The sequence below is a fragment of the Mesorhizobium sp. M7A.F.Ca.CA.004.12.1.1 genome, from assembly GCF_003997835.1.
Lineage (GTDB): Bacteria > Pseudomonadota > Alphaproteobacteria > Rhizobiales > Rhizobiaceae > Mesorhizobium.
This window is the reverse complement of sequence record NZ_RZRK01000059.1, coordinates 1-13,854: the sequence shown is the minus strand read 5'-3', so window position 1 is coordinate 13,854 and position 13,854 is coordinate 1. Positions and strand designations below refer to the sequence as shown.

Sequence of the window (13,854 nt, the reverse complement as noted above, 5' to 3'; positions counted from 1 at the left end):
ACCCAACTTATACCGGCGGCATCGTCACGCGCCACGACAACGTCAAATGGGCCGCTGAAGGCTACCTCGCCGGACATCTGGTGACGATGGTCGATGCCAGCGGCAAGCGTAACTTCCGCATCATCGAGATATCGGAAGACGGCTACTCGCTGACGCTCGAGGGCGCGCCGCTCGCGACGCAAAACAGCGCGGTGAAGAGCTTCTACGTGCAAGGCCAGCATGGCGCGCTGACGCTCGTTCATGGCGGCGGCAACATGTATCTGGAAAGCACCGGCCCGATGAACATCGCCGCCGGAACCGGTGGACAGATCATCGTCACCCGTCAGGACGGCCGCGACTGGTCGGAGGACCGCTATCAGGTTGGCCAGGTAATCCAGCTTGCGGGCGAAACCTACACGCGCACCATTCTGGCGATCGCCGATGCGACCCTGCCGGCGCCGAGCAACTCCGCGCTGACATGGGGTGACGGCAGCAAGCTGGTGCTCAGCGCACCGAACACACGCGCCGGCCAGCCAGCCGGCACGGTGCTCGCGCTCAACACGTTCAACAGCTATGCCGAGCGTTCACTGCACGTCGCGGAGCCGCGCGCCATCACCGGCACGGCGACCGTCAACATCACCACCAACAGCCTGACACGCAGTGTCGGCAGCTGGCTGGCGGATGGCTTCTATGTGGGCCAGAAGGTGCAGCTGAGCGGATTTGCCGGCACGTTCACCATCCAGGCGCTCACTGCGAGCGTGATAACGCTGCAGAGCGTTGCGCTGACGCCGAAAGCCGGTGTTGCGATGACCGTCTCCGGTGTCGATATAACGCTGGACGGTGGCAGGCGTGTCGGTGGCGACCATATTATCGTCACCGGCGGCGCCGGGCCGAACTCGCCACTGGTCATCTATGGCGACACCAGCCAGGACGGAATCTGGTATTCCGGCCAGGCGCACAATGTCTTGGGTATGGAATTCGGCGAGAAGCCGTTCGATCCGTTCCCGCAACTGCAGGACGGCGAGAACGAGGATGACGAGTGGGTGTTCCCGCTCGCCAATCCCTACAAGCTAGCCGGCAACGACATCATCGACGCCAGCGCCTTGTTCGCCGGCACGCTGTCGGCAAACCTGCCGAGCGTCGGTCTGACGATCTATGGCGGCGCGGGCAACGACACGATCTACGGCAGCCAGGCTGGCGATCATCTCGCCGGCGGTTCCGGCGACGACCTGATCATCGGCAATCGCGGCGCCGACCACATCTATGGCGATAGCGGCGTCAACGTGAATATCTTCACGCGCCAGCTGTTCATCGACACGGTCGACAACAGTCCGTTGCCTTCGGCCGATCCGAATGCCGACACCAACGGCACGACGATCAAGCCGGTCAAGTCGTCGGTTCGCGACCTGATGAATGCGGGCGACGACGTGATCTTCGGCGATGGCGCTTCGCATCTCGGCTATGGGCCGAGTTCGGTCGCGGCTGCCGGCCTGCTCGGCGACTTCGACGACATCATCTTCGCCGATCACGGCGTGATCGAAATGTTCGTCGACGATCCGAACTTCCCGTCAGCCTTGAAGCAGCGCATCCAGACGACCGAGCTGGCGTTGGTCACCGGCATCAAATCGGCCGAACTGCAAAATGGCGGCGACGACGTGGTGTTCGGCGGCCTCGACCGCGACGTCATCGTCGGCGGCGCCGGGCATGATCTGCTCGATGGTGACCAGCAGGACGATCGCGTCTTCGGCGACAACGTCTACCTGTCGCGCCAGGGCGGCGCTCACGGCAATCTGTACAATGACACGTTCAGTCTGCGCTTCCAGACGCTGGCCGGAACATTGATGTACAGCCGTACCGACCGGCCGATGCCGGCCGGCCTCGGCACAGTCAATGCCGACAACAGCGGCCTGCTGCTGGTCGACAGCATCGCGCGGCGGTATCGCGATCCGGACGGGGCTCCGTGGTGGAGCGAGTATTCGGTCGACTACGCGGCGCTGCACACCTTTGCCTTCGACGAGGGCGCGGCCGGCGTCGGCAGCTTCGGCAACGACTATATCGCCGGCAGCGAAGGCAATGACGAACTGTTAGGTCAGCTCGGCCATGACGTGGTGCAGGGCGACGGCGGCATCGAGCTTGCCTTTGCCGGTACCTCGCATGTCGGCGCATCGCGCACATCCGCCGGCGTCACCGATCCGATCGGTCCGCTGACGGTGATCGCCTCCTTCACGGCGGCGACCGACGGCCAGGACTATATCGAAGGCGGTGGCGGCGACGACCAGATATTCGGCGGTCTCGGCCAGGATGATCTGATCGGCGGTTCCTCGTCCTTCTTCAGCCTCATCGATCCGAATATGCGGCCTGACGGAGACGACTATATTTTCGGCGGCGCCGGCATCGAGATTGATCGCAATGACGATAATCTGCCGAATGACGGCACGCTGGCCAATTCGCGTTTTGCCCGCGATGCCGACTCGATGATCGGCGACAACGGCAACATCGTGCGGATCGTCGGCGTCAATCACACCGACATCAATCCGACCGGCGCAGCCGGGCAACAGCTCTATGTGCAGTTCAACTACGACGTGAATGACCCGGCGCGCGCTGGTGGCGAACGCCTCGTCGTGCGTGGCATCCATCTGCTCGACTACACGCCGGGCGGCCCGGACTTCCGTCCGGACCTGTTCTCCAAAACCAACCCGAACAATCCTGCCTATCGCAACGAGTTCGGCCTATGGGCCAAGCAGGACATCGGCGGCCATGATGAGTTCCATGGCGAAACCGGTGACGACACCGCCTATGGCGGCGGCGGCCATGACCGGATCTTCGGCGATGCCGAGAACGACGATCTGATCGGCGGCTGGGGCAATGATTGGATCTCCGGTGGTACCGGTGAGGACGGCATCCTGGGTGACGACGGCCGCATCTTCACCAGCCGCAACAGCGCGACCTACGGCGAAAGCCTGTTCGGCGTGCTGCCATTGCTGGCGACCGATCCGGATACGCGCACCAGCCAGGGCGATGTGCTCAACGAGTTCATCTCCACTCCGGGACAGGTGCAGACCGAGACGATCAATGTCGGTGGCAAGATGAAGAAGGCGGTCGACCTGACCCCTTACAATCTGACGCCGAACGCACAGGGCGGCGACAATCCGCTGTTTGACGCCAATGTCGTGGACGATATCATTTTCGGCGGCCTGGGTGACGACTTCATCCATGGCGGTTCCGGCGACGATGCGGTCGGCGGCGGGGAAGCTCTGCCAGATTCCTATACGCAGCGCTTCGATGCAGCGGGCAATGTCGTGGGCATCGTGCGCACCGACTTCTCGCGGCCATGGAACCCTGGCGACGTGCTGAGGTTTGGTCCCGACAGCGATCCGTGGAATGCGCCGAAGCCTGTGCAGAGCCGGCTCGGCGAGTTCTTCCTTTATGACGAGTACGATCCGCGCCGGACAATCATGTTCAACGCCGATGGTTCGGTATGGAAGACCGGTGCGGCGCCCATCACGCGCCAGTATTTCCTCAACCTCGTCGACAATGAAGGACCGCTGGTCAACGGTGCGATCGCTTTTGCGCCGAACGGCACGCCGACGGCGTTTGCGCAGCGCAACACCGACGGCAACGATGCGGTCTTCGGTGACCTGGGCAATGACTGGATCGTTGGTGGCACTGGCCGCGACCACATCTATGGCGGCTGGGGCAACGACCTCATGAATGCCGACGATGTGCTCTCGACCAACAACTGGCTGAACGACCAGCCAGAGACGCACCCAATGTATGAGGACCGCGTTTTCGGTGGGGCCGGGCTCGACATCCTGATCGGCAACACCGGTGGCGACCGCCTGATCGATTGGGTCGGGGAGTACAACAGCTACCTGGTGCCGTTCGCACCGTTCGGTATCGCGACGGTAAGCCGGCAGGTGCCGCCGCAACTGTTCGACTTCCTCTATGCGCAGGCATTCAGCGACGGTGTCGACATCACCCGCACCGCTGACACTGGCAGCATCAATGGAGACGACAAGTACAGCCACGTCCATATGTTCATGGGCGGCGTGGAAGGTGAAATCGGCCTGATCACCCAGAAGGATCATGGCTTCTGGCAGGATCAGACCGGCGGTCCGACGGATCCCCAGGCTGGCAACATTCCGGGCGGTAAGCGAGACGTGCTGCGCACGGCTGACTTCAACGACGGCAATGCCAAGGTCGTGGCGGTCGATGAGGGCAATTTCGCCGTCACCAGCGGCAAGCTCACCGTTCAGTCGGCAAGCACCTGGGATCAGGCAGCCGCGGTTCTCTATCTCGACGCCTATACGCCGATCTACTACGAGCTCGCGGCGACCTTGACGGCCGACAAGCCGACCGGCGGCTGGAAGGCCAACTCCTACATCATCTTCGACTATTATTCGCCGACCGATTTCAAATATGCCGGCATCAATATCTCGAACGACCAGATCGAGATGGGCTATCGCGACGCCAGCGGCTGGCATCAATTGGTCAAGTCCAACAAGCCGGTGCAGCTCAAAGCGAACCAGGCTTACGATGTCCTGCTCGCAGTCAACGGCACGAACGTGAGTTTGACCGTCGCCGGCGTGAATTGGTTCAGTTACACCTTCGCGCCGCGCATCGTCGATGGCCAGCCGGTGGCGCTGAACAAGGGCCTCGTCGGTGTCGGCAACAGCGGCTCGAAGGGTACGGTGGACAACTTCCGTGTCCAGGTCTTGCCACCACAGATCACGCTCGACTACGCAGCCGAGTTCAACGGGCCGCCGACCTATCCGATGTCGAAGACTGCGGCTCAAGGCTGGACGCTCTCGGGCGGCAGGCTGAATGCGGCGGCCAGCGCTGGCACCAATCTGCTGGATGTCGGCCCGGCGATCGGGGCGGACGCCTATCTGGAACTGACGGCGAAGTTGAAGACCGCCGGGACCGCTGGCATCGTCTTCGACTACTACGGCGCCAACGACTACAAGTTCGTCACCCTGGATGTGGTTGGCCAGAAGGTTTTGGTCGGACACGTGACGTCGAAGGGCGGCACGGTGATCGATCAGAGCTTCGCGCGCACGCTCAGTTCAACGACGGACTATGACGTCCAGTTGACCATACGAGGCGCAGCCCTCTCGATCACCGTCAACGGCGCATTCGTCGGCAGTTATGGCTTCAATGCAGCAATTGCCGATGGCGAGTTCGGTCTGGTGACAGGCAATGCAGGTGCGTCTTTCGACCGGCTGCAGATCCGCACCAATGCGTCGGCGTTCAGCACCAGCTCCAATCAGTTGGCGCTTGCTTCGCTCGGCCAGGCCGCGGACACGGCAACGGCGGTCGGCATCGATCAGGCCAAGGCGATGTTGGCGCAGGCGGTGGCGATCTGGTCGGGAAGCGGCCAACTCGACGCGACACAACTTGCCAAGCTGTCGAACCTGGATGTCCAGATCACCGATCTGCCTGGCTCGGCGCTGGCACAGTCGGTGTTCGGCGCGGTGATGATCGACCGCAATGCGGCCGGACAGGGCTGGTTCGTCGACCTGTCACCTCTCGACAGCAGCGAGTTCCAGCTCGATGCCTCCGGGCACCTGACGGCGTTGCCGGGCGGCGCCGCCGATGGACGGATGGACCTTCTGTCGGTGCTGATCCACGAGATCGGCCATCAGGCGGGCTTGGATCACGATGAGGGCGACGCGGGCGTGATGTCGGCTGAGTTGGCCGCCGGCGAGCGCCGGCTGCCGGAGGCCGGATCTGCCGGTCCGCTGACTGAAACGCAGCTCTTCCATGATGGCCTGGGCGTCTTTGTCGGCGCGCAGGAGCATGGATTGCTCCAGAGCGCAGGCATTGCCCGGGCTGAACCGATTGGCGAAGCCACGACGATATCGAGCGCAAGAGCTTCCGGCGGCACGGCGGCGGCACATTCCAAGTCAGAAGCCGATACAAGCGCCAAGACCGACGACATCGTGCTGACCGGGGCTACTTCTGGCTTGCAGGCAAGCGGCCAGCTCAACTGGGTGTTCGACGAAGCCAGCGGAACCTTTGTTGCCGCACAGGGTCGGCAGCAGGACCGTCCGCACGATGCAGCGCCCGATGCGGATCAGGACGATGGCGACGCAACTTCGGACGACCTCAACGGTCTCGCCGAATGGAGCAACCGCAAGGGACTGCTGTCGCGCCTGTCCAGTCTGTTTGGAGTGCGATGAGACAATGATGGCGGCGCAGTTCACACATCTCGCGAACTGCGCGCGCCGCCTCGAAACGGCTGTCCATGGCCGATAGCATCCTTGAAAGTGATACCCACAGGATGCTGGATGATGCCGGCATCGTCAGCTACAGCGTTCTGGACCAGGCGCTGTGGACACGCTTCCGCACTGCCGGGACATCGGATGAGTTCATTGGCGCGTGGCTGGGCCTCCTGTGCCGCCAGATTGCCGATGCCTCGGCAGCAGCCCTGGTGCTCGGGGAAGCCGATACCGGGCCTTATGTGCTGGCCGCCGCATGGCCGAACTCACAGTCGCCGGTCGGCGGACTTCTCGCCGCCACCGAAATGGCCACGGGAAAGCGTCAGGGCGTCAGTGTATCGGGTCCGACGGACAACACACAAATCATCGCGTCACCCATCCTCATCGACGGGCATCTGTTCGGAGCCTGTGCCGTTGCGGTGAAGCGAAACGACGCTGCCTTCACCGACATCATGCGTAAGATCCAGTGGGCCTGTGGCTGGGTGGAGGTGCATCTGCGCCGCGGCATGAGCGATCAGAGCGAACAGGCGGCGCAGCGCAGCCGCTTTGCGTTCGATATGTTGGCGGCAGTGATCGAGAAGAAGCGGTACAAGGGCGCTTGCACCGCCCTCGTCACCGAACTCGCCATGCGGCTGAACTGTGACCCGGTCGCCGTCGGCGTGATGCGCCGGCGCTGGACGCGCGTTGCGGCGGTGTCGCATTCGGCGGCATTCGACGGCAAGGTCAGCTTCATGCGCGACATCGCGGCGGCGATGGACGAGGCAATCGACCAGCGGGCCGTGGTCGTCGCGCCACCGCGCCAGGGTCAGGAATATCGGGTCAGCATCGCGCACGAAGCCTTGACGCGCCAGTACAAGAATGGCGCCGCCCTGACCGTGCCGCTGCAGAGCAACGGCACGATGACGGGCGCGCTTACCTTCCTGCGGCCCGCCGACGCGAGCTTTGACCAGGAGACGATCTACCTTTGCGATGCAGTCGCGGCCGTGGTCGGACCGGTGCTCGAGGAAAAACGCGGTAACGACCGGACGATCTTCACCAAGGCGATCGAAGCGGGCTGGATCCAGATCAAGAGGCTGCTTGGCCCGCGCTTCATCGGGCGCAAGATTGCGACGCTGGCCGCGGTGGCGATAGCGGCCTATCTGAGCGTCGCCACCTCACCCTATGCGGTAACGGCGCCCGCGGTCATTCGCGGTTCGGTGCAGCGAACCATCGTTGCCCCGTTCAGCGGCTATGTTCTGGCTGAATTCGCCAAGGCAGGCGAAACGGTGCGCAAGGATCAGGTGCTGGCGCAACTCGATGATCAGGATCTGAATTTCGAACGGCTGCGGCTGGTCACCACCAAGGCTCAGAAGGAGACGGAATTCGACCGCGCTCTGGCGCGTGGCGAGCGCGCCGAAAGCCAGATCATCGAGGCCCAGATCAAGCAGGCGGACGCGCAGCTGTCGCTGATCGACGAACAACTGCGGCGCACCCGACTGGTGGCGCCGTTTGACGGATTCATCGTCGCCGGCGATCTGTCGCAATCGGTCGGCGCGGCGGTCGAGCGTGGCCAGGAATTGTTTCACATCGCGCCACTCGATTCTTACCGCGTTGTCCTGGAAGTCGACGAAAGCGACATCGATGACATCAAGATCGGCCAGACCGGCCAGTTGCGGGTCAGCGCGTTGCCGAGGGAGCCGCTGCCATACAAGATCGAACAGATCACCTCTGTCTCGCGACAGGGCAACGGCCGCAACTCGTTCATGGTCGAGGCTTCGCTCGCCGGGTCCCTCGAGCGGCTGCGTCCTGGCATGGAGGGCGTCAGCAAGACCCATGTGGATGAACGGCTGCTGTTCTTCGTCTACACCCAGAAGATGATCGACTGGCTGCGCCTGACCCTCTGGCGCTGGGCGGGCTGACCATGGACGGGAGCTATTTCAGTTCGTCCTGGTATCGCGTTGCGCAATTGAAGCCGCGGCTGCGAAGCCAGGTGAGCATCCACCGCACGATCTTTCGCAACCAGGTCTGGTATGTGATGCAGGATCGGACCTCTGGCCGCTTCCATCGCTTCACGCCGGAGGCCTATTTCATCATCAGCCTGATGACGGGCCGACGTACCATGCAAGACGTGTGGGACAACGCCTGCGAACACCTCGACGAAAAGGTCATTACGCAAGACGCGGTGATCCGTCTTTTGGGGCAGCTTCACGCAGCGGATGTGCTGTTCGGCGACATTCCGCCCGACATCGAGGAAATCGCCGACCGCGCCAGCAAGCAGCACAACCGCAAGCTTCTGTCGAAATTCGCCAATCCGCTGGCTATCCGCGTCGGGCTGTTCGATCCGAACGAGTTCCTGAACGCGACCTATCCGCTGGTGCGGCCGTTCCTGTCCTGGTTCGGCGGCGTCGCCTTCCTCGCGCTGGTTGCCTATTCGATCTTCCTTGCCGCGATGAACTGGCAGGCGCTGACCGGCGATGTAACCGACCGGGTTCTGTCGGCCGAGAATATCGTGCTGATCCTGATCGCCTATCCCTTCATCAAGGCTTTGCATGAGCTGGGGCATGCCTTCGCCGTCAAACGTTGGGGCGGCGAGGTGCACGAGATCGGCGTGATGCTGCTCGTGTTCATGCCGGTGCCCTATGTCGACGCGTCGGAGAGCCTGGCATTCCGGGACAAATGGCAGCGCGCCCTGGTGGGTGCGGCAGGCATTATCGTCGAGGGGCTGTTAGCCTGTCTGGCGCTGATCGTCTGGCTGAACGCCGAGGCCGGACTGGTGCGCGCCTTCGCATTCAACGTGATGCTCATCGGCGGCGTCTCGACCTTGCTGTTCAACGGCAATCCACTGCTGCGCTTCGACGGCTATTACGTTCTGAGCGATATTCTCGAGATACCGAACCTTGGTCAGCGGGCGACCAAATATCTCGGCTATCTGGTGCAGCATTATCTGTTCGGCATCGAAAGCGCCGAAACGCCGGCGACCGCGCAGGGCGAAGAGTTCTGGCTGTTCAGCTACGGCGTCACGTCATTCTTCTACCGGATCGGCGTCATGGTGGCGATCGTCACGTTGGTCAGCCAGCGTTACTTTGTCGTCGGCATGATGATGGCTGGGTGGGCGCTGGTGCTGATGGTTGGCGTGCCGCTGGCGCGCCAATTGTGGTTTCTGTTCACGAGCCCATCCCTGAGAAAAACGAGGGGGAGGGCCTTCGCCGTCGTTGCAGCCAGCCTCGCACTGGTAGCCTCGCCGTTCTTTGTCATCCCGCTGCCTTACGCGACCGCCGCGCAAGGCGTCGTATGGCTGCCGGGCGACGGAGTCGTCAATGCCGGTGTCGATGGCGTGGTGGCGGAAATTGTCGCGACGCCCGGCGCCAGGATCGAGCGAGGCGACCCGATCCTGCGGCTGGAAGACCCGTTGCTGGAAGCGCGGACCGTCCTCTTGGATTTGAGGGTTGGGGAGCTTGAGCGCCGCCTCGAAAAACTCGATGTCTCGGAAAAGGTCAACGCCAAAGTGGTGGCCGAAGAACTCAGGCTGGCACGCGCCGACCTTGTCATCGCACGCGACCGTGCCGAAGCGCTGACGGTACGGGCGCAGGCAAGCGGAACTCTGATCGTTCCTTCGGCAAATGATCTCGAGGGCAAGTTCGTGCGCCGTGGCGAGACGCTGGCCTATGTGACGCGGTTCGACCAGCCGACACTGCGCGCCGTGATCCCGGAGCGACGCCGACCACCATCACCGCCACCATGGTCAGGTCGATGCCGCGCCCGACGACGATGAACCCCATGCCGACGGCCAGCGTGCCGAGGATCGAGACATTCTTGAGAATGGCAAGGATGTTGCCCTGGCTCAGGAAATTGTTGAGCGTCGCCGAGAACACCAGGAACAGGACGGCCGAGATCGCGCCGACGACGAGTTCCTGGGACATTTTGATGCCCAAGCGCGCGGTGTCGGATTTGCCCGAACCAGCCAAGTCAGACCCTCCCTCGCTGCCGGTTTGAACCAGCGGCGTGCCAAAGCGGCCTTGCCCAGGGGCTTTGCCGCGACGACGTTTCCTCCACAGCCCTAAGCCGGCTGCTTGCGTAAAGACCATCGCGACTCAGGGCGGCAGGGGCAATTTCGATTTTCTGATGCGCTGTGCAGTTCGTCAGTGTGGAGAAAGAGGATGAGGAGTCGTCGGTTGTGTCCTCTGCCGGATTCACCTGCCGCAAAGCTCAGCCCGATGCCGGTAGCGTGCCGCGATCCCGTGACGGTACTTTCTTGAGTGACGGGAGTGTCTGGCCCGGCAGTCAAGCGGCTCTGCTTCCCCAGGTTCCGTCCTATAGGCCGTTTCCCTCGATCATCGCCATCAGGCAATCGCCAGATTGTGTGCCGCTGATGCCCAGATCACGCGCGCTGTTCATGTGGTTTCGGTCATTCAGGCGGAGGTCGCAGACAAGGTGCCCCTGCGCGCGCAAGCGCTTTCCGAAGTCGGCGGCCTGCTGGTGAAAAGGTGACGTTTCCTGATCTCCCACGAGAATGGTCGCTGCCGTCTCCGGGTCATGCCACCGCGTCATTGGGGTGAAGGCAGCTGCCTCCTCATCGGTGATTCCGATTAGCGGCTGAAGGAAGGACGTCTGAAGGGGCTTGAGGTCGTAAAGGCCGCCTAGCAGCAGCGCCGCACGTATGCGCGATGGCATTGGCGTCTTTTCGAACAGGAATGTGGCCAGGTGTGCGCCCGCCGAATGACCACTTACGCTTAGCCGGGCAGGGTCACCGCCATGGGCGGCTATATTGTCCAGCACCCATTGTTTGGCACGTCGGACCTGGTCGACGATTGCCGCCATCCTGACTTCGGGCATCAGCGCATAGTCGACGATGACCGCGATCGCCCCAGCTTTGGTGACTGTGTTCGCTACATAAGAATAGTCGCTCCTGGAGAACATGCGCCAGTAGCCGCCATGGATGAAGATGTGCACGGGAAGATCCCTGCGCGCGCCGGGCGGAAAGAAGAGGTCCAACCTTTCGGCCTTGCCCTCGCCATAGGCGATATCAGCCGACATCGGCAGGGTCGCCCGGGTTTCGGCGCTGCGGCTTACTATGTCGGCCACGATATCGTCAAAGTCGGCCACATGGTCGCGCGTGCGGAAAGGGTCGTTTGACATGACTGCCGGTTCAGAAGGTGACGGCAATATATTTAGCCTCCATGAACTCGGCGATGCCGTGGTGCTGGCCGCCTTCGCGGCCAAGGCCGCTCTGCTTGACGCCTCCGAATGGTGCGGCCGGATCCGACATCAGTCCTCGGTTGAGACCGATCATGCCGGCCTCGATCCCGGACGCCACCCGCATGCCGCGTCCAATATCGCGTGTGTATATATAAGCGGCCAGGCCATATTCCGTGTTGTTAGCATGTGCGATCGCCTCGGCCTCGGTGTCGAAGCGTGTGATGGGTGCCACCGGGCCGAAAATCTCCTCGTGCGCCATCTCCGCATCGGGCGGCACATCGGACAGCACTGTGGGCGGATAGAAGAACCCTTCTTCCTCCGAAATCGCCCCGCCGCAAAGCACCTTGGCCCCCCGGCCCACGGCGTCCTTGACCAGGCGGTCGATCTTGTCGACAGCCTTTCTGGTGATCATCGGCCCGCATTCTGTGTCTGCATTCGGTCCCGCTCCCACCTTAAGTGCCGCCATACGCTTGCGGAGCCCGTCGGCAAAAGCATCATAAATTCCCGATTGTACATAGAGGCGATTGGCGGCGGTGCAGGCTTCGCCGGCGTTGCGCATTTTGGCGATCATCGCGCCGTCGAGGGCGGCGTCGAGTTCGGCATCGTCGAAGACGACAAACGGGGCATTGCCGCCGAGTTCCATCGAACACGAAATGACATGCTTTGAAGCCTCGCCGAGCAAGGTTCGGCCGACACCCGTCGACCCCGTGAAGGACAGCTTCCTGACGCGCGGATCGGCGAGCATGGCCGAAGTAAGCGGCCCGGGACTGGTCGTGGTCAGCACGTTGACGACACCGGCAGGCACGCCGGCTTCGCTGTAGAGTGCCGCCAGCGCATAGGCCGTCAGCGGTGTTTCACTTGCCGGCTTCAGGACGACAGTGCAGCCTGCCGCCAGCGCCGGCGCGATCTTGCGGGTCGCCATAGCGGCCGGAAAATTCCACGGTGTGATCAGCACGCAAATTCCGATCGGCTCATAATCGACCACGATGCGATTGCTGCCGGAGGGCGCGGTGCCGAACTCACCGGTGATGCGGACCGCTTCCTCAGCATTCCAACGGAAGAACTCGGCGGCGTACGCCACTTCGCCGCGCGCGTCGCGCAACGCCTTGCCGTTCTCCAGCGAGATCAGCATGGCAAGCGTTTCCGAGCGTTCGACCATCAGTTCGAAACAACGCCTGAGGATTTCCGAGCGTTTGCGCGGCGCCGTCTCCCGCCATCCTTTGGCCGCCTTGGCCGCCGCCTCGACGGCGGCGGTGGCGTCCTCGACCGTCGCATCGGGAACTGCCGCGATCACCGCCCCGGAGGAGGGATCGACGACATCGATGAGCCGACCGTCGGAGGACGGCCGCCAAGTGCCGTCGATGTAAAGTCCGTGCGAAAAACCGCGCACGTCATAGCCATCCTGGTCGAGTTGCTGAGCCTTCAAATTCATCGCTTTGTTCCGTTTTTCACATAACGCAGGCGGCGAGGTCGCCGTCATGGGCAGCCTGGACGAGGCGTCGCATCGTGCCGAGATCGAAGGCACGCGGATTGTTCTTGATCAGGCGGTCGATGCCGAGCGCTTGCTCGGCTGTCCAGTCAAGCTTATCGGCGGGGAGGCCTAAATCCGCCAGTGTCGGCGTAATACCGATCGCCGCGAACAATCGCCTGATCTCCTCGATTGTGGCGGCTGCCATCTCGGCGGCGGTTCTGGCCTTGGTCTCCAAGCCAAGTGCCGCGCCGATCTCTGCCATCTCGTGAGCGGCGACGCGGCTGTTATAGGTCATCACGTAAGGCATCATTGTCGCCACGCCCAAACCATGGGCGGTGTGGGTGAGGGCGCCTGCCGGGTATTGCACGGCATGCGCCGCCGCCGTGCCGGCGGTGCCGAATGCGCAGCCCGCCGCGAGCGCGCCCATCATGACATCGGCGCGCGCGTCGGCATCGGTGCCGTCGCTGCAGGCTTTCTCCAGGCTCCGACCAAGCAGTTTTATGGCGAGCAACGCGAAATGGTCGGTCAGCGCAGTCTTGCCGATGAAGACATGCTGTTGCGGCAGATTGGGGTCTTCACCGCGCCGCATGGCGGTGAAGGCCTCGATCGCATGGGTCAGCGCGTCAGCGCCGGCGATCGCGGTCAGGCCAGGCGGACAGGTCATTGTCAACTCGGGATCGCACAGAGCGACGGCGGCGATAAGGTGAGGGCTCGATATGCCCACCTTGAGCGTCCGGTCCGGGTCGGAAATCACCGCGACCGGCGTCACCTCGGAGCCGGTGCCGGCCGTGGTGGGCACGGCGATCAGCGGCAGTGTCGGACCCGGCACCTTGAACTCCCCGTAATAGTCCTGGAGCTTGCCGCCATGGCTGAGAAGCAGGGTGGTGCATTTGGCGAAATCGAGACAGCTGCCGCCGCCGATGCCGATCACAATGTCCGGTCTGAACCCCTTCGCTTCCTCGACACAGATGCCGACCGTGTCGCGTGGCACGTCGGGCAGAACATGAT

Annotated in this window: 6 protein-coding genes and 1 pseudogene; 4 read left to right on the top strand and 3 right to left on the bottom strand. The window is 62.9% G+C overall.

Annotated features, from left to right (window positions below):
• The 4 genes and pseudogenes from EN984_RS05305 to EN984_RS38135 form a co-directional block, all read left to right on the top strand.
• Positions 1-6,161 (top strand): annotated as a pseudogene (locus tag EN984_RS05305) (hypothetical protein); the annotation flags it as partial.
• A gap of 65 nt (positions 6,162-6,226) precedes the next feature.
• Positions 6,227-8,098: an HlyD family efflux transporter periplasmic adaptor subunit gene (locus EN984_RS05300; RefSeq protein ID WP_127269820.1), complete on the top strand. Its 1,872-nt coding sequence runs from the start codon at positions 6,227-6,229 to the stop codon at positions 8,096-8,098.
• Positions 8,099-8,100: 2 nt separating this feature from the next.
• A complete protein-coding gene (locus EN984_RS05295) occupies positions 8,101-9,951 on the top strand; it encodes a peptidase M50 (RefSeq protein WP_127269818.1) in 1,851 nt (616 codons plus the stop codon).
• Positions 9,952-9,998: 47 nt separating this feature from the next.
• Positions 9,999-10,172, top strand: a complete 174-nt coding sequence (locus EN984_RS38135; RefSeq protein WP_206517403.1) for a hypothetical protein — start codon at positions 9,999-10,001, stop codon at positions 10,170-10,172.
• A gap of 318 nt (positions 10,173-10,490) precedes the next feature.
• Here the strand turns inward: EN984_RS38135 and EN984_RS05285 are convergent, their stop codons facing one another.
• The 3 genes from EN984_RS05285 to EN984_RS05275 all read right to left on the bottom strand — a co-directional run.
• Positions 10,491-11,315 (bottom strand): alpha/beta hydrolase, encoded by an 825-nt coding sequence (locus tag EN984_RS05285; RefSeq protein ID WP_164748775.1) that lies wholly within the window; start codon positions 11,313-11,315, stop codon positions 10,491-10,493.
• Between the two features lie 10 nt (positions 11,316-11,325).
• Positions 11,326-12,807, bottom strand: a complete 1,482-nt coding sequence (locus tag EN984_RS05280) for an NAD-dependent succinate-semialdehyde dehydrogenase (RefSeq protein ID WP_127267876.1) — start codon at positions 12,805-12,807, stop codon at positions 11,326-11,328.
• 16 nt (positions 12,808-12,823) lie between these two features.
• On the bottom strand, positions 12,824-13,854 hold a 1,031-nt coding region (locus EN984_RS05275; RefSeq protein ID WP_127383654.1), incomplete at its 5' end, for an iron-containing alcohol dehydrogenase.